The 16,068-nt window shown below is 63.7% G+C and carries 23 protein-coding genes and 1 pseudogene; 13 read left to right on the forward strand and 11 right to left on the reverse strand.

Annotated elements, in window-relative coordinates; translation table 11 throughout:
• The first annotated feature begins 81 nt into the window (after positions 1-81).
• The gene (locus tag OR16_RS10515) at positions 82-276 is read left to right on the forward strand and encodes a hypothetical protein (protein ID WP_043419220.1); all 195 of its coding nucleotides are present in this window, start codon (positions 82-84) and stop codon (positions 274-276) included.
• A 39-nt stretch (positions 277-315) separates the two neighbouring features.
• Here OR16_RS10515 and OR16_RS10520 read toward each other — a convergent pair whose 3' ends face one another.
• A complete protein-coding gene (locus OR16_RS10520) occupies positions 316-1,194 on the reverse strand; it encodes a lipid A biosynthesis lauroyl acyltransferase (protein ID WP_006157949.1) in 879 nt (292 codons plus the stop codon).
• Positions 1,195-1,881: 687 nt separating this feature from the next.
• Here OR16_RS10520 and OR16_RS10525 point away from each other — a divergent pair.
• From OR16_RS10525 to OR16_RS10535, 3 genes are all read left to right on the forward strand, one after another.
• Positions 1,882-2,085 carry a cold-shock protein gene (locus OR16_RS10525; RefSeq protein WP_006157950.1) on the forward strand — a complete coding sequence of 68 codons (204 nt, stop codon included), beginning with the start codon at positions 1,882-1,884 and terminating at the stop codon, positions 2,083-2,085.
• Positions 2,086-2,181: 96 nt separating this feature from the next.
• Positions 2,182-3,090, forward strand: a complete 909-nt coding sequence (locus OR16_RS10530; RefSeq protein WP_337459823.1) for a S1C family serine protease — start codon at positions 2,182-2,184, stop codon at positions 3,088-3,090.
• Positions 3,091-3,151: 61 nt separating this feature from the next.
• Positions 3,152-3,436: a hypothetical protein gene (locus OR16_RS10535; RefSeq protein WP_006157952.1), complete on the forward strand. Its 285-nt coding sequence runs from the start codon at positions 3,152-3,154 to the stop codon at positions 3,434-3,436.
• Positions 3,437-3,631: 195 nt separating this feature from the next.
• Here the strand turns inward: OR16_RS10535 and OR16_RS44005 are convergent, their stop codons facing one another.
• Positions 3,632-3,844: a hypothetical protein gene (locus tag OR16_RS44005; protein ID WP_158001343.1), complete on the reverse strand. Its 213-nt coding sequence runs from the start codon at positions 3,842-3,844 to the stop codon at positions 3,632-3,634.
• Positions 3,845-3,864: 20 nt separating this feature from the next.
• Between OR16_RS44005 and OR16_RS10545 the strand changes: the two genes are divergently transcribed.
• Both OR16_RS10545 and OR16_RS10550 read left to right on the forward strand, forming a co-directional pair.
• A complete protein-coding gene (locus OR16_RS10545; RefSeq protein ID WP_006157954.1) occupies positions 3,865-4,149 on the forward strand; it encodes a hypothetical protein in 285 nt (94 codons plus the stop codon).
• 218 nt (positions 4,150-4,367) lie between these two features.
• The gene (locus OR16_RS10550; protein ID WP_006157955.1) at positions 4,368-4,742 is read left to right on the forward strand and encodes a hypothetical protein; all 375 of its coding nucleotides are present in this window, start codon (positions 4,368-4,370) and stop codon (positions 4,740-4,742) included.
• A 72-nt stretch (positions 4,743-4,814) separates the two neighbouring features.
• Here the strand turns inward: OR16_RS10550 and OR16_RS10555 are convergent, their stop codons facing one another.
• The 3 genes from OR16_RS10555 to OR16_RS10565 form a co-directional block, all read right to left on the reverse strand.
• Positions 4,815-5,069, reverse strand: a complete 255-nt coding sequence (locus OR16_RS10555; protein WP_006157956.1) for a hypothetical protein — start codon at positions 5,067-5,069, stop codon at positions 4,815-4,817.
• 80 nt (positions 5,070-5,149) lie between these two features.
• Positions 5,150-5,371 (reverse strand): translation initiation factor IF-1, encoded by a 222-nt coding sequence (gene infA, locus OR16_RS10560; protein ID WP_006157957.1) that lies wholly within the window; start codon positions 5,369-5,371, stop codon positions 5,150-5,152.
• Between the two features lie 74 nt (positions 5,372-5,445).
• Positions 5,446-5,691, reverse strand: coding sequence for a hypothetical protein (locus OR16_RS10565; protein ID WP_043419246.1), 246 nt, complete (start codon positions 5,689-5,691; stop codon positions 5,446-5,448).
• Positions 5,692-6,235: 544 nt separating this feature from the next.
• Between OR16_RS10565 and OR16_RS10570 the strand changes: the two genes are divergently transcribed.
• Positions 6,236-6,436 carry a hypothetical protein gene (locus OR16_RS10570; RefSeq protein WP_006157959.1) on the forward strand — a complete coding sequence of 67 codons (201 nt, stop codon included), beginning with the start codon at positions 6,236-6,238 and terminating at the stop codon, positions 6,434-6,436.
• Positions 6,437-6,463: 27 nt separating this feature from the next.
• Here OR16_RS10570 and OR16_RS10575 read toward each other — a convergent pair whose 3' ends face one another.
• Together OR16_RS10575 and OR16_RS10580 are read right to left on the reverse strand one after the other, a co-directional pair.
• On the reverse strand, positions 6,464-6,706 hold the full coding sequence (locus OR16_RS10575; RefSeq protein WP_006157960.1) for a hypothetical protein: 243 nt from the start codon (positions 6,704-6,706) through the stop codon (positions 6,464-6,466).
• A gap of 110 nt (positions 6,707-6,816) precedes the next feature.
• Positions 6,817-7,086: a hypothetical protein gene (locus tag OR16_RS10580; protein WP_006157961.1), complete on the reverse strand. Its 270-nt coding sequence runs from the start codon at positions 7,084-7,086 to the stop codon at positions 6,817-6,819.
• Between the two features lie 224 nt (positions 7,087-7,310).
• Between OR16_RS10580 and OR16_RS44515 the strand changes: the two genes are divergently transcribed.
• Positions 7,311-7,448: a hypothetical protein gene (locus OR16_RS44515; protein ID WP_006157962.1), complete on the forward strand. Its 138-nt coding sequence runs from the start codon at positions 7,311-7,313 to the stop codon at positions 7,446-7,448.
• 235 nt (positions 7,449-7,683) lie between these two features.
• On the forward strand, positions 7,684-7,905 hold the full coding sequence (locus tag OR16_RS10585) for a hypothetical protein (RefSeq protein WP_006157963.1): 222 nt from the start codon (positions 7,684-7,686) through the stop codon (positions 7,903-7,905).
• Positions 7,906-8,267: 362 nt separating this feature from the next.
• On the opposite strand, the gene OR16_RS10590 is transcribed toward OR16_RS10585, so the two are convergent.
• From OR16_RS10590 to OR16_RS10605, 4 genes are all read right to left on the reverse strand, one after another.
• Positions 8,268-9,770 (reverse strand): tripartite tricarboxylate transporter permease, encoded by a 1,503-nt coding sequence (locus tag OR16_RS10590; RefSeq protein ID WP_006157964.1) that lies wholly within the window; start codon positions 9,768-9,770, stop codon positions 8,268-8,270.
• 381 nt (positions 9,771-10,151) lie between these two features.
• Positions 10,152-10,472 (reverse strand): pentapeptide MXKDX repeat protein, encoded by a 321-nt coding sequence (locus tag OR16_RS10595; RefSeq protein ID WP_006157965.1) that lies wholly within the window; start codon positions 10,470-10,472, stop codon positions 10,152-10,154.
• Positions 10,473-10,533: 61 nt separating this feature from the next.
• Positions 10,534-11,307, reverse strand: a complete 774-nt coding sequence (locus tag OR16_RS10600; protein WP_006157966.1) for a molybdopterin-dependent oxidoreductase — start codon at positions 11,305-11,307, stop codon at positions 10,534-10,536.
• Positions 11,308-11,376: 69 nt separating this feature from the next.
• Positions 11,377-12,015: a cytochrome b/b6 domain-containing protein gene (locus OR16_RS10605; protein WP_006157967.1), complete on the reverse strand. Its 639-nt coding sequence runs from the start codon at positions 12,013-12,015 to the stop codon at positions 11,377-11,379.
• A gap of 391 nt (positions 12,016-12,406) precedes the next feature.
• Here OR16_RS10605 and hisN point away from each other — a divergent pair, with 391 nt between their 5' ends.
• The 4 genes and pseudogenes from hisN to OR16_RS10625 all read left to right on the forward strand — a co-directional run.
• A complete protein-coding gene (gene hisN / locus OR16_RS10610; RefSeq protein ID WP_006157968.1) occupies positions 12,407-13,198 on the forward strand; it encodes a histidinol-phosphatase in 792 nt (263 codons plus the stop codon).
• A 140-nt stretch (positions 13,199-13,338) separates the two neighbouring features.
• Positions 13,339-14,592 carry an Hsp70 family protein gene (locus OR16_RS10615; protein ID WP_006157969.1) on the forward strand — a complete coding sequence of 418 codons (1,254 nt, stop codon included), beginning with the start codon at positions 13,339-13,341 and terminating at the stop codon, positions 14,590-14,592.
• 117 nt (positions 14,593-14,709) lie between these two features.
• Complete coding sequence (locus tag OR16_RS10620; protein ID WP_006157970.1) at positions 14,710-15,729, forward strand: transporter; 1,020 nt, start codon at positions 14,710-14,712, stop codon at positions 15,727-15,729.
• Between the two features lie 82 nt (positions 15,730-15,811).
• Positions 15,812-16,068: pseudogene (locus OR16_RS10625) on the forward strand (polyphosphate kinase 2); the annotation flags it as partial.

Consider the following 16,068-nt stretch of genomic DNA (forward strand, 5'->3'; position numbering starts at 1 on the left):
GGTGGTGCTACCATGCGCGCAGCTTGCTAGCCTGGGCATCAGGCCCGGGCGGCAGAGTTCGACATTTGCAGGGGAATCTGGATGGATCCGACAGTAGTGATCAGCACCTTCGAGCGTATTGCCAACGACGACACGGTGGAGCTATCGGTGGACGATGCCGTGGCTGGCCTGGCCGCGCTGCTTGCCAGCGAGCCGTTTTCCGACGCAGCGCGCGCGCTGCTGGAGAAGGTGGGCGCCACGCTCTATCGCGTGGGCCTGGACGGCTACGAAGACTGATGGGAGAACGGGCGGCGCATGCACGCTGCCCCAGGTATCTCAGTAGACAGGCGCCTCGCCCTCGGGGCGGTGCTTGAAGCGGCGATGCACCCAGTAGTATTGCTCCGGCATGGCGCGCACCTGTCGCTCCAGGAACTCGTTCATGCGCAGCGCATCGGCCTTTTCGTCGCCGCTAGGGTAGCCCGCCAGCGCTTCGAAAATCTTCAGCTTGTATCCGCGGTAGCCGGGCAGGACAGCGGTCGTGAAGGGCACGACGCGCGCGCCGCTGAGCGCTGCGAGGCGAGACACCGAGGTGAGCGTGCAAGCGGAGACGTTGAAGAACGGCACGAATACTGAGTCGCGCAAGCCAAAATCCATATCCGCCGCGAGCATCAGCGGCGTGCCCGACTTGAGCGCGCGCAAGGCCTGGCGCACGCTGCCATTGCGCGGAATCATCTCCGTGCCGAACCTGCCGCGCTGCTGCCGGGCGAGTTGTTCCAGCAACGGATTGGACATCTTCGAGTAGAGCGAGGCCACGGGATGCTTGATCGAGTAGAACATGCAGCCGGCCTCGATCGCCACGAAATGGAATCCCAGGAAGATGGTCGGGCCGGCCTCGGCGTTGCCGAGCTCGATGGCGGAGTCCAGTTCGACCAGGCCATTCAGCTTGCCGGCGTCGCCATACCATTGCACACCGCGTTCCAGGTAGCTTCGGATGACATGGCTGAAGTGCGCCCGGCCCAGGGTATGGCGATGCGCTTCGCTCGTGTCGGGAAAGCAAAGCCGCAGGTTGGTCTGCACGACGCTGCGGCGCCGGCTGGGAATGCGGTAGAGCAGGGCGCCCAGACCCATGCCGAAGCGGGCGCACACGCTATAGGGTAAGGCGGCGAGCAGACGCAGCAGGCTTACGGTGAAAAATAGTCCGATACGCTGGATCATCCTGTTCCTGGAGGGTTGCCGCGCGGAGCGACGCGCGCCGCCGTGGTCAGGTGGGCGTACGTGCGACGCCGTCTCGCGTGAACGATGCGGCAGTGGTGGTGATTGCCAGCTAGTGGGCGTGCGGGGCCCGTCGGGCCCATCTTGTTGGTGTGGTGCTATAGCGCCGAGCAGTTGCGGGCGCGTGGCTGCATCATTGAAGGTCCGGGACCGGCGCCTGTTGCGGCGCGAGTTGCCAGCCCTGGGCATCGACATTCTTCCCGTCGCGGTAGATCCATCCAGTGCCGCAGGCCTGGCACACAAAGGTACTGACCGTCATCGCGGGGCGGCGTGGCACCTTGATGCGCTGCGTGTCAGTGGAATCCGGCGGCGGGAGGTGGGTGACTGTAGCACGTTCATGCGGCTATAAACCGCCGTTGCAAGGCTTGTGTCTGTTCACGCACGCGGGGGCGCCCGCAGCGCGGAAAAGGCCGGATTCGCAACCGATGCGCCACTTTTTTCGTTGGCAAGTTGACATGCCTATCCCAGGCCTGTATAAATGTTGGTGCAGGATCTTTCAAGCGGTTACTCAGATGTTATGGATCGTCCCCTCCAAGCGGCGATTCGTTTGCTCCATGTTCCTTCCTTGATCGTCATGCCTGGTGAGCATCAGGCTCATCCAGAACTTTTAAGGTTTAAAGGATATCCAGCATGGAAACCGGTACCGTCAAGTGGTTCAACGACTCCAAGGGCTTCGGCTTCATCACCCCTGACGCAGGCGGCAACGACCTGTTCGCGCATTTCTCGGAAATTCAAGGCGGCGGTTTCAAGTCGCTGCAAGAAGGCCAGAAAGTGCGTTACGTCGCAGGCGTTGGCCAAAAGGGCCCCGCAGCGACCAAGATCGAGCCGATCTAATCGAGCCGATTCGAATCGCCTAGAAAAAAGCCCCGCTTAGCGGGGCTTTTTTTTTACCGACCGGGAATCATCGCGGCGCGTTTGCGCCCAATCATCATGCCTATGGTCGAATCCATCCTTCTTGCTGCCGTCCGGGTCTCGTCCTTCGAGGGCCAGCAGCCGTTGACCAATGCGAGCGGGTTTTTCTTCGAGCGCGACGGCCGGCTCTTCGTGGTGACCAGTCGCCATGTGGTATTCGACGAGCCAAGCAAGCACCACCCTGACCGCATCGAGATCGAACTGCATAGCCAGCCGGAGAACATGGCCGACTCGATCGGCTTTTCGATTCCGCTGTACCGGGACGGGCTTGCTGTCTGGCGTGAAGGCGAGGACGGCGGTGGTCCGGTCGATGTCGCCGTGGTAGAGCTCGAGCGCAAGGCGTTGCCGCCAAAGCTGCTGTACCGAGCCTTTACGCCGGAGCATCTGGCGCAGCCTTCCGATCACGTTGAGGTGGGCGATTCTCTGTTGATCGTTGGATTTCCCCTGGGTTTTCATGACGCGCTCCATCATTTACCGGTCGCACGCCAGGCCGTGGTCGCATCCGCCTACGGATTGCGTTTCCAGGGCCAGGGGTTTTTCCTGACCGATGCCAGGACCCATCGCGGCACCAGCGGCGCGCTTGTGGTCTCGCGCATGCGCGATGGACGGGGTGACAAGCTGGACCTGCCGTGGATGCTGCTCGGCATTCACTCCGCCCGCTTCGATGTTGGCTCGCGCGACCTGGCGGAGGACGAAGTGCTTGGGCTGAACTCGGCCTGGTACGCGGACATGCTGCTGACCCTGACCGAGCCCGCGGCGGCAAAGCCCGCGCGGACCGCGCCTGGCGCCACGGCTGCCACCGCTGCGGCTAACACCGCCGTAGCTACCAGTGCCGCCGCCGCCGTCGGCAATGCTGCAGCCACGCCTTCAGCCGCCCCGGCCGCCGCCTCCGCTACCGCACCAGTCCCGCCCGCGCGGCCAAAATAAAGGTCATGAGGCTGCTCCCAATAGGAGTAGAGTGGGACTCAGTGGAACTGTGGAGTGCATCATGGACGTCAATCCGATTGCCAGCTACAAAGGGTTCGATTTATACCCTCTCGTGTACAAGCATGCGGTGGTGCGCACCTGGCCGGAACGCAGGCCAGACAGAACCTTCGATGCCGCCGTCGTGATCTGCCGCGAAGGCGGCGAGCCCGAGGGCGAGCAAGCCCGAACGTTCCGTCTCGACACGGTACCGTGGGACAATGTCGGCGCTGCGCGCCGTGGTGTCGTTCGTTACGCCGAGGACATCATCAACGGCGCGATTCCCGGGCAATCCGTCGTATCGCTCTGACGCATGAAGCGATATGCGGCAATGTCCGTCGCTGCACGAGGATGACGCAGGCGCGCCTGCCATGTCCTCGCCTGTCCATGGCTTGGCCAAGCTGCCAGCCACCGCTGCATCGTCGCCAGTTGACGAGATTCCCGGAATGTCCCGCTTGTCTGTCGCGCCGATGGCGCGCGGGCCGTTCGCGGATGTGGCGTCATGCTAGATCTCGTTGCCTTCGTAAAGCCGGTCCTTGACGAAATTACCGGGCAAGATGTCAGGATCTGGCCGGTAAGGCAACGCGTGGTGACTGCAAACTGGCAGATCCCTGATGCCAGGAGCCTTACCTGGTCCGCCAGGACGCTTGAAATCGAGATGGCGCACGACGTCGCTGAGGCCATCGCAAGCGAACCGGCACAAGGCCAGTTGCGGCATCCAGCCGCCTGGAGCACTACATGAACAATACGCCTTCCGCCAGCTACAAGGGATTCGACCTCTATCCGCTGGTGTACAAGATCCAGCCTGCGCAATCCTGGCCGAGGACCAAGCCGGATCGCAGCTTCAATGCGTCCGTGGTGATCTGCCGCGAGGGCCATCGGCCCGGCAGCGAACGCACTCGCGTGTTCCGCCTGGAAAGCACGCCGTGGGAGAATATCGGCACGGCGCGCAGGGGTGCCGTGAAGTTTGGTGAAGATATTATTAACGGGCTGATCCCCGGTGAGTCTGTGGCCACGCTGTAACGCGGCGCCGGAAATCCAGCTTAACAGCCCGGCGTTGCCCGCGCGTGCCGTTATGCTGTCGGTGCAGATGTGTATCGTAGCCCGGCCTGGCAGTTGCCAGCCAATCGGAAGCAATCGGAAGCAATAGGAAATCGGGCCGCGCCGTGCAATGCCCGCACGCCGGTCTACCTGTCAAAACCTGCCGTGCGCAGTTGCGCCGGCCCGCGAGCGCATACGTCATGAACAAGGTTGCTACACCATCCAACTTCCTCTGCACGCTACCGGGGCAAGGCAAGGGCATCGCCTACCACGTAGCCGTCAGCTTTCTCGACTCCAGCCATCCGACGGGCGTGCGCTTCACCAGCTTCGTCGGCGACGGCAGGCGTTCATTTGGGGTTCAGGCCAAGGAGGCGGCCTTGACGGGGGAAATGGTCGACAGCTTCGAGGCGTTGTGCCGGCTGGCGATTGGGCAAGCGATTCGTGACAACCTCTATGACAAGGCTGGCGAAGGGGACTACGTGCTGGACCTGGGAGCGCAACCTTGGGAGGGCGAATTGCGCCCGGTTGGCTCTCGCGTTGGCGCCAGCATGCCGCGTATGCGGTTTCCTGGCTGAGCCAGCGCTGGTCCCGGCGATGGCACGGGCGCGGGGAGCGCCCGGGAGATGGTGCTAGTCCGGATTGCCCGGCTAGACACCGAATGCCGGGTTGCCGAAGCGGATCAGCAGCGATTCGATCAATGCCATGTCTTCGGTTTGCGGCGTCCTGTCTTCCGTGGCGCGCGACGGGCCGCAATAGGTTGCGGCTACATGCCTGCGCACGGTAAGCACCTCATCCGCGGGGCGCGCCACCGTGACTTCCGGTCCTGGCACGTGGCGATAGCTTCCGCCTACCCAGCCGCCCGGCGTCAGGTGCATCTCTTCCCATTCTTCGCTGATCGACATGATTCTTCCTTTCGTTAGAGGGTGGGAGGGGCCGCGGGTCAACACCTTGACGGCGCGGCAGCATATCCGGCCAGTCAGTATCAGTACTTGTGGCGATAGTTGATCCGGCCCTTGGTCAGGTCGTAGGGCGACATTTCCAGCGTGACGCGATCGCCGGCCAGGATACGAATGCGGTTCTTCTTCAGGCGGCCGGACGAATACGCCCACACCTGGAAGCCATTCTCCAGGATGACGCGGAAACGGTTGTCCGGCAGTACTTCCGATACTTGTCCACCAAATTCCACTAGTTCTTCTTTAGCCAAGGATGATCCTTTTGCAGCAAGACCTGCTGCACAGTAGGTTGAGACGCATGCGGGGGGCTTTTCGTGCGGCCGGCCTATTGCAGGCGCATACCGGCAGCGACGCTCTCGGCCGCGCGTCGGGCGGCCTGTTTAGCCTGGGCTTCGGTGCCATGCGTGGCATGGCGCATCGAGACGTTGGCGACGATGCATTCGGAGCCGTTCTTGTATTCGGCGATCAGGTAGGTCGCAAACCACACGCCTGGCTCTTGTTGTATTGGGTACACCGACACGGTGTACGGATTGGCGCGATTGGCGCGCGCGGTGCTATTGATGCGATTGATGCTTTGATTCAAGGTGTTGCCCTTATGCGGGCGGACGATCTGAGGCAACGTTGAGCGCATCTCGTGGTGCGCCGCGTGCTCTCTTCTGGCGATCGGTCGCCGTGTTTGAGTTGTCCAGCAACGTCAGGCCTCGCGCTTCTGCGTGAGAAAGGTGGCTGGTAATGAGTGGACCGTGCTTGCGCAGGCTGATGCGCCAGGTACATGCGCACAGGTTGCGGAGCGGACATGCCGCCGGGTCGGGAGGGTGATGGGCGGTTGTCGCCCTGAACGAATCGGGTGTACGCCCGACAGGCCGCCGTTAATATTTTGATGATGTCTGGCAGCCGGCACGTTTGGGCCGACGAGAAGAGGGTCGGCGAACGGCCAAGACCGCCAATGATACCATTTTCCGTCAATCGGCGCTCGCCCGCGGATTTGCGCGTACGATAGGCATGGCATTGCACATAGCGTCTCTCGTGGCACTGGCGTGGTGCGGCGCTACCTGTCGTATCCCAGGGAAGCCGGTGCCCGATGCCGGGCAGGCCGCAATTGAACGAGGTGATCGATGCCGGAGAGTTTTTTCTATCAAGGCCACTACGTCAACTTCGAGCTGACGCAGCGCACCTTCGGCCAATGGAACTGGGTCTATACGCTGGACACGCACGGCCGTTTTGAAAACCAGGGCAACGCGTTCAGCTCGCGCGAGCTGGCCATGGAGGATGCCCTGGATAATGCAAAGGCTCGGATCGAGCGCCTGGGGCACTAGTTAAGCGGCAGCAGGCGCTTGGTCGCCTTACTTCCCCTCGTTGGGAATATTGTACTGCGCTTGCAGCGAGACCGTGAACGGCTGGATCTTTTCAATGCAGGCCGCGCTGTCGCCGCCTTCCATGGTGGAAAGATTCCAGTTGCAGCCACCTGCGTCCGGCGCATGCCAGCAGATGTCGCCAAAACAGGCGCCGCTGCATTCCGTGAATTTCTGCTGCTCGGCGCGAATCATTGCGCGCAGTTCCGCCTTGTTCTTGATTTGTCGGTCCATGGTCGTCTCCTGGTTTTTCGTGGGGAAGTCTTGCTGGGCGTGGCTGCGGCCAGGCCGGTCAGGGCGGCCGCGCGATGGACTGCAATTCCGGGCGAATCGAGGGGGCGGGACTACTTGCGCTTGACGAAGGTGGACATGTCGTCGATGACGGTCCGTGCATAGGACACCGCCAGGTCGATGGCATCGTGCGGCGTGTGCGCGACATGCTCGAGCAAGGGTGGGACCAGCCGGAGCGAACCGCTGTCGCCGCTGACCTGGGTGATGGTCACGGTGGCGAGAAAGCTCGCCCGTGCAAGTTCGGCATTGGCGCTTTCGTCGAACGAGCGGCGTACGTTGGCCGAAACCTTGAACCCTTTGTAGATCGCATGGTTTTGAGACATGATGATCTCCTTTCTTCGACGAGCATACGCTGTTTGCCTGGTGGCGTCCGATTTACTTGGCGGCGCAATGGCAGGCGCGGATCGCCAGGCGGCCGAGGGCGATTTTCCCGCTTCGGTAAAGCGCAGGCGCTCGCGCGCGATATTTCACTGAACGCGGGAGTAAGCGGGTATGCTGGATCTGCCGCCTGGCACGCAATGCAGTAACCCACTCGTGGAGACACACCATGGCCAAAGGTCAATTACGCGGCAACCGCGAAACCAAGAAGCCCAAGCAACCCAAGAAGCCGGTCGCGCCCGCAGCACCGTTCGGCGCTGTGCAGTCGCGCGTAGGCAACGATGGCGCTGCAGGCAAGAAGAAGTAATCAAGGCGCAAGTAATGCGCAACCGAAGTAGCCGAAGCAACCGAAGCCACTGAAGCCACTGAAGCGCGACTGAGACGGAACGTCAGGCTGGACCGTGCCACCTTGCTTTGCAGCAAGAAGCCCCGGGGTGCCGCCCCTACCGGCGCGTGCCCGTCCTGCGCCTGACGCTCACCCGAGGCGGTGGCGAGCTGCCGTCAGGCGCTCGAGACACCGGGAGTGCAAGATGAGGCGTGACATGTCCTTTGCGGACCGCGTGCTGTCGGCATTGCGCGCTGACAGCCAGGCGATGATGACGGATCTCCAGCTCGCCAAGGCGCTGGGCAATGCCGACGCGTCCAAGCTCAGCCACCATTTACTGCTGCTTCAGGATTCGGGCCTGGTCGCCAAGACCGCTACCTCCGGGTGGCGCCTGACCTGGGCCGGCCACGACCGCGCGGAAGCGCGTAGCGCAGCCTAGCAGGCATCCGGCCGGACGCGCAGACAAACCACCTGCCATAAAGTACAAAGCCCGTGGCCATTGCGGCACGGGCTTTGTCACGCTATTTCTTGTCGGCGGGCTGTACCGCTTGCGGATCAAACTGGCCGGGCTGGGAGGTTCGCCGCTTTTCGCCGGGTTGCTGGAAGTGTGTCTTCCAGGGTGTGGTCGGCGCTGTTTGCTGACCAGGCTGCCTGGGACTGTAATTCATTCGATACCCCCATCGATGTCCGTCCGTGCCGGACCGGCACTCTCCCAGTGTAGGCCTATGCGGGTCCTTTCCCTAACGCTGTTACCGATGAGGCGCCCGCCAGCGGCGGCGTTGCCACGCTGGCGTCATTCCGTCATTCCTCCTGGAACGCTTCCTCGCGCTTGGCCTTGATCGACGGCAGGGCAACGATGCAGACCAGCAGGCCAGCCGCAATCAGCAGGCCGAGCGACAGCGGACGGGTCAGGAACACGGTGAATGTCCCTCGCGACAGCAAGAGCGCGCGGCGGAAGTTCTCTTCCATCATCGGCCCCAGCACGAAGCCCAGCAGCAACGGCGCCGGCTCGCACTTGAGCTTGATGAACAGGTAGCCGATCACACCGAAGCCAGCTGCGGTAAAGACGTCGAAGGTCTGGTTGTTGACCGAGAACACGCCGATGCAGCAGAACACCAGGATGGCCGGGTACAGGTAGCGGTAGGGCACCTGCAGCAGCTTGACCCAGATCCCGATCAGCGGCAGGTTCAGGATGATCAGCATCAGGTTGCCGATCCACATCGAGGCGATCAGGCCCCAGAACAGCGCGGGGTTGCTGGTCATGACCTGCGGGCCCGGCTGGATGTTGTGGATGGTCATCGCGCCTACCATCAGCGCCATCACGGCGTTGGGCGGAATGCCCAGCGTGAGCAGCGGGATGAAGGAGGTCTGCGCCGCGGCATTGTTGGCCGATTCCGGACCCGCCACGCCTTCGATGGCGCCCTTGCCGAACTCATGCGAGTACTTGGAGGTCTTCTTCTCCAGCGAGTAGGCCGCGAAGGAAGCGAGCGCCGCACCGCCGCCGGGCAGGATCCCGAGAATGGAGCCAAGCGCGGTACCGCGCAGCACCGCCGGCGCCATACGCTTGAAGTCAGCCTTGGAGGGCCACAGGTTGGTGACGTGGTCGGTGAAGGTCTCGCGGTTTTCCTTCTGCTCCAGGTTGGCGATGATCTCGGCGAAGCCGAACATGCCCATGGCCAGCGCGACGAAGTCGACGCCGTCGGTCAGTTCAGGCACGTCGAATGAGAAGCGCGCGGCGCCCGAGTTCACGTCGGTGCCGACCAGGCCCAGCAGCAGCCCCAGCACGATCATGGCGACCGCCTTGGGCAGCGAGCCCGAAGCCAGCACCACGGCGCCGATCAGGCCCAGGCACATCAGCGAGAAGTACTCGGCGGGGCCGAACTTGAACGCCAGTTCCGACAGCGGCGTAGCAAACGCGGCCAGGATCAGCGTAGCCACGCAGCCGGCGAAGAAGGAGCCCAGGCCGGCAGTGGCCAGTGCCACGCCCGCTCGTCCCCGCCTTGCCATCTGGTAGCCATCGATGGTGGTCACCACCGACGACGATTCACCCGGCAGGTTCACCAGGATAGCGGTGGTGGAGCCACCATACTGCGCGCCGTAGTAAATACCGGCCAGCATGATCAGCGCAGCCACCGGCGGCAGCGTGTAAGTCACCGGCAGCAGCATGGCGATGGTCGCCAGCGGCCCGATGCCAGGCAGCACGCCGATCAGCGTTCCCAGCACACAGCCGAGAAAGCAGTACCCAACGTTTTGCAGTGTCAGCGCCGTGGAGAACCCAAGGGCCAGGTGTTCGAATAGTTCCATGAGGCTGTCTCCCTCGCCTGCAGTGAAACCCGGGCTGCGCATCTGCCCCAGGGGCAGGCACGGCGGACCAGGCCGCGCGCTGTATTCTTTTGCGGATTCGCGCGCGTATCGGAGGAAGCTGGCGCGGCACAAGGCCACGCTGGTTTCCGCCACAGATTGTCATCGACAGCAGGCGCGCGCCTAGGCGCACCCCAATGGCTTACCAAGCACAGTAGGCGCGAGTGCTTTCATCCGCCTTTCAGCGACCGCGGCTGCGGGTATGTCCCGATACGCTGGAGTGACGCAGGCGATCCTCGGCCCTGAAAAGCCAACGCCCCGGGCGAGAGCCGGGGCGCTGTCACATGGCCTGCCACGAACCTGGCAGGCACGCAGGTGCGAGGCTTACTGCTTCATCGTGTCCTTGCCCATCGAGTCCTTGCCCATCGCGTCCTTGCTCATGGAGTCCTTGCTCATGCTGTCCTTGCCCATCTTGTCCTTGCTCATCTTGTCCTTACTCATCTTGTCCTTACTCATCTTGTCGTGGCTCTTGCTCATCTTGTCCTTGCTCATCGAGTCCTTGCTCATCGAGTCCTTGCTCATGGTGTCCTTGGCCATGCTGCTGTCATTGCTCATGGCATCCTTCTTCATGGTGTCCTGGGCAAAGGCATGACCGGCGAACAGCATCGTGGTCGAGAGCAGGGTGGCTGCGAAAAGTTTGTTCATGAAGATCTCCTTGGGTATGTCAGTGTGCAAGCCGGCACCATGTCGGCCAATTTCAAGCGGATCAGGATCCGCCGAACCAGTTGTATCCCTGGTCTTCCCAGTAACCGCCGGGATACGTGTTGGTGACGTACAGCGCCATGATGTGCTTGGGGTTCTTGTAGCCAAGCTTGGTCGGCATGCGCAGTTTCATGGGGAAGCCGTATTTGGGCGGCAGCTTCTCCCCGTCGTAGGTAAAGGTCAGCAGCGTCTGCGGATGCAGCGCGGTAGGCATGTCGATGCTGGTGAAGTAGTCGTCGGCACAGCGAAAGCCCACATACTTCGCGCTGGTGTCGGCGCCCACGCGACGCAGGAATTCCGAGAAGGGCGTGCCTCCCCATTTGCCGATGGCGCTCCAGCCTTCCACGCAGATATGGCGCGTGACCTGCGAGGTCTGCGGCAGCGCGTACAGTTGCTCGAGGGTCCACGGATCCTTGCGCGCCACCATGCCGCCGACTTCCAGCCGGAAGTCAGCACCGTCGACCTCGGGCACTTCGTCCTCGCCGTAGAAGGCATTGAACGGGAACGGCCGAGTGATCATGGACTCCGCGTAGGTGGGCGCGAGCCGCTTGGGGTCGAACAGCCAGCCTTGCACGCGATCGTTGAAGCGCGATACCGCGGTGAGGAAGCGGTCCACCGAGGCGTCGTCGGTCAGGCTGCAACCCGTGAGCATCGTCAGCCCGCCCAGCGTGACGGCGCGCTTGGCGAACAGGCGGCGCGACGGCATATCGAGTTCACGCACGGCATCCCGCAGGATCAGGCGCCGGTCTAGCGTGACGATGGGTTTGGATTTGTCCATGGCGATTCTCCGCGATGCGGTTTTGTATGCGGTTCTGTGGATGCGGTATTTCGTGAATGCGGCCGGCGTTCAGCGGCCGCGCAGCATGATCAGCAGCGTGCGCGGCACCAGCGCCACCATGGCCACATGCACGACGATGAACAGCACGATGGCGCTCATGCACACGAAGTGGACCCAGCGCGCCGCGTCATAGCCGCCCATCAGGTCGCGCAGCAGCGGGAACTGCACCGACTTCCAGATCGCCAGGCCGGACAGCACCGTCACCACGATAACCAGCACCACGCCCAGGTACATGGCCTTCTGGGCTGCGTTGTATTCAGCCAGGTCCGGGTGCGCCAGCCGGCCGCGCAGCGCCGCGGCGACATCGCGCAGCGCTGCGGGCACCGACAGCGGCAGGAAGCGGCGGCGGAACCGTCCGGTGAGCGCATTCATCACCAGGTAGAACAGCCCGTTGGCGACCAGCAGCCACATGGCGGCGAAGTGCCACTGCAGCGCGCCCCCCAGCCATCCGCCCAGCGTGATGCCCTTGGGGAAATGCAGGCCGAACAGCGGTGACGCGTTATAGATGCGCCAGCCGCTCATCACCATGATGATGACGGCGATGGCGTTGAGCCAATGGGTGATGCGCACCCATGCCGGCTGGATGGCGGCGGACCTTTGTCCGCGGCGGTCGTGCGCGGGCCGCGATAGCTGGGAGGCTGTGTCCACCGTCTTTCTCCAATGTTCCGTGGCGCTCGCAGGTGCGGTTGCAACGGTTTATGTGCCTTTGTCGACGGTGGCGGCACGAACTTACACGCGGTACGGAAATTTTTCTGGCACGCGGGCACGTCGGCAACGGGTATCCCCGGAGTCACTCAGCGAGCTCGGCGAAAGAAGGTACGGACTGTTGGGCGACGCATGGACGGCTACCCGCACCCTTGACATTAGCACTCCGCCCGCGAGACGCCAAAGGCTATCGATGCCCGGCTCCCACGGCCCGCTACAATGCTGGCGGGCCGCGCGGCCCGCGCTGTCCCATTGCGCGCATACAGCCCGGGCTGCCCGGAGCCGCGCATACCGCCGCCGCCCCGACACCATCCACGGACCCCAGGATCTCCGCATGCCTTTGACCGCCGAGCAGCTTATCGAATACATGGACTTCGCCGCAGGCCTCGCGCAGGCGGCCGGCAACGCCAGCCTGCCGTACTTCCGCAGCGCCCCGGCGGTAGAGGACAAAGGCGGCCGGCGCTTCGACCCGGTCACCGCGGCCGACAAGGCTGCCGAGCGCGCCATGCGCGACCTGATCCTGGCGAGGTACCCGGAGCACGGCATCCTGGGCGAGGAAGAAGACCGCGTGGCCGGCAGCTCGCCGCTGACCTGGGTGCTCGATCCCATCGATGGCACCCGGGCCTTTATCACCGGGCTGCCGCTGTGGGGCACGCTGATCGCGCTCAATGACGGCCAGCGGCCGGTGATCGGCATCATGGACCAGCCGTTCACGCGCGAGCGGTTCAGCGGCGATGGCAGCCAGGCATGGCTCAACGGCCAGCCCCTGCGCACCCGGCCGTGCGCCGACCTGGCGCAGGCCAAGCTGATGTGCACCACGCCGGAGATGTTCGAGGACGCGGCGCAGTTCGCCGCGTTTCGCCGCGTGGCGGACGCCGCCCGGATGCAGCGCTACGGCGGCGATTGCTACGCCTACTGCATGGTCGCGGCGGGCCATGTGGATGCGGTGGTCGAGGCCGGCCTGAAGGCTTACGACGTGCAGGCGCTGATTCCCATCGTGCAAGGCGCCGGTGGCGTCATGACAAGCTGGTCCGGCGGCGATGCGCAGCAGGGCGGCACCGTGGTTGCCTGCGGCGACCCGCGGCTGCATCAGCAGATACTCGCGTTGCTGAATGCGCCTGTTTGAGCACTTCGCAGGCCCCGGCGCGCCGGCCAGGCTTGCTATCATGCTGGCCGCGACGTCCGGTGCGGGAATTGCTATCCAAACGCCATCCAAGCGCCATCCCGGCCCGGACCTAACCATGCAGTAGGGAAGAAACCAGAAACATGATGTCAAACGCTTGCGGCCTCGATTTCGGCACGTCCAATTCCACGGTGGGCTGGTGCCGGCCGGGACAACCCACGCTGTTGCCGCTGGAAGATGGCAAGCTCACGCTGCCCTCGGTGATCTTCTTTCACTCCGAGGATCCGCTGGTCAGCTACGGCCGTGCCGCGCTCGGCGACTACCTGGCGGGTTATGAGGGCCGGCTGATGCGCTCGCTCAAGAGCCTGCTCGGCACCTCGATGATGGAAGACAGCACCGAGGTCATGGGCCAGGCCATGCCGTTTCGCAAGCTGCTCTCGCACTTCATCGGCGAGCTCAAGCAGCGTGCCGAGACCTCGGCCGGCGCCGGCTTCGACAAGGTCGTGCTGGGCCGCCCGGTCTTTTTCATCGACGAAGACCCCAAGGCCGACCAGCTCGCCGAGCAGACGCTGCGCGAGATCGCGGCGGATGCCGGCTTCAAGGACATCGAGTTCCAGTACGAGCCGATCGCCGCGGCCTTCGACTACGAAGCCACGATCTCGCGCGAGGAACTGGTGCTGGTGGCCGACATCGGCGGCGGCACCTCCGACTTCTCGCTGGTGCGCCTGTCGCCCGAGCGGGCCGGCAAGGTCGACCGGCGTGGCGACATACTGGCCAATGGCGGCGTGCATATCGGCGGCACGGACTTCGACAAGAGCCTGAGCCTGGCGAGCGTGATGCCGTTCCTGGGCCTGGGCAGCGAGCTGCGCAACGGCAAGGCGATGCCTTCGAGCCAGTATTTCGACCTGGCGAGCTGGCACACCATCAACCTGGTCTACACGCGCAAGGCCTGGTCGCACGTGATGGACAACTATCGCGATGCGGCCGACAAGGTCAAGCTGGACCGCCTGATCAGCCTGATCAAGCAGCGCGCCGGCCACTGGCTCGCAATCCAGGTGGAAGCCGCCAAGATTGCCTTGTCTGCCGAACAGGAGACGCAACTCGACCTGGGGCGCATTGCCCCGGGCGAAACCATGGCGATAGGCCGTACTGACTTTGACCAGTCCATTGCGAAGCTGGTTGGCAAGACCGAGGTGACGGTGCAGGCGTTGTTGCGCGATGCGGGAGTACAGGCGGACGCGATTGACACCGTATTGTTTACCGGCGGATCCAGCAGCGTGCCTTTGTTGCGCGAGCGGCTGTCCGAGCTGATCCCGGGGGCGCAGCGGATCGAGGGCGATCTGTTCGGCGGCATTGGTTCCGGCCTCGCGCTGGATGCCCGGCGCAAATTCGGCTAAGCGCCTCGCATCCGGCAGGACCCATTGAAGGCCGGCGCCGTGCGCCGGCCTTCATGCATTCATCCCCTCATGCTAATGTCCCATCTTCGCGATTTCGCGTTTTCGAAGAGGCACCACATGCATGCGGGTATCGTCGAAGCCAGCTACGGCTCCGATCCGGTTGGCCTGGTCAGCGGTTTCCGCTTCCTGCCCGGCGAGCCGGGCCAGCCCATCGATTCCGCCGCGGCGGCCGTGTGGCTCAGGCAGCCCCCGGCGGGCGACGAATTTCTCTGGCTGCACTTCAATCTGTCGCATAGCGCCTGCGAGCGCTGGCTCAAGGGCCAGCTCGACTTGCCGGAGGGGTTCTTCGAGGCGCTGCGCGAGGGCTCGCGTTCCACGCGCATCGAGCGGCTCGATACCGCGCTGCTTGCGGTGGTCAACGACGTGATCTACAACTTCGGCGTGAGCAACACCGATATCTCCACGCTGTGGGCCTGTGCCGACCGCCGCATCCTGGTGACGGCGCGCATGAAGCCGTTGCGCTCGGTCGACCAGCTGCGCGCCTCGGTGCGCCAGGGCGAGCTGTTCCACACGCCGCTGGCGCTGCTGGTGCATTTGCTGCGCGACCAGGCCGATGTGCTGGTGCGCATCGTGCGCGAAACCAGCGTTACCGTGGACCAGGTCGAGGATCGCCTGCTCTCGCAGCGCCTGCATGGCAACCGCGCGGAGCTTGGCTCCATGCGCCGCGGCCTGGTGCGCTTGCAGCGGCTGCTCGCGCCCGAGCCTGGCGCGCTGTTCCGACTGCTCAACCGGCCTCCGGCCTGGCTGCAGGAGCAGGACATCCAGGACCTGCGCGACTCCACCGAGGAGTTCTCGCTGGTGCTGAGCGACCTGGCGGCGTTGGTCGAGCGCATCAAGCTGCTGCAGGAAGAGATCGCGGCCAAGCTCAACGAGCAGACCAACCGCACGCTGTTCACGCTGACGCTGGTCACCGTGCTGGCGTTGCCGATCAACATCGTCGCCGGTTTTTTCGGCATGAATGTGGGCGGGATTCCGCTGGCGGACCATCCGCACGGTTTCTGGGTGCTGGTGGTGCTGGTGGCCAGCTTCACCGTGCTGGCGGGGCGCTGGGCCTTCCGCAAGCAGGGAGCTTACTGAGCGCGCCGCCGGTGAGTCATGGAGGCGTCACATTTCCCGGTTAGCCTGCCAGTCACCACGTGGCTGCGAACAGGAGTTGGCGATGAGACCAGACGAGAATGAGCTGATTCGGCGTATCCACCGCGAGGTGGCCGATCACTATGACGAAGAACTCGAGCTGGAGCTGGAAGACCATCATGTCGATACGCTGTTCGGCGAGGGCGGTGGCGGCCTGGACGAGGACGAACGGGCTGCGCGGCGGCTGTACTTCCGTGAGCTGTTTCGCCTGCAGGGCGAGCTGGTCAAGCTGCAAAGCTGGGTGGTGGAGACCGGCCACAAGGTCGTGATCCTGTTTGAAGG

This window comes from Cupriavidus basilensis OR16 (genome assembly GCF_000243095.1).
In the GTDB taxonomy this organism is placed as follows: Bacteria; Pseudomonadota; Gammaproteobacteria; order Burkholderiales; family Burkholderiaceae; genus Cupriavidus; species Cupriavidus basilensis_D.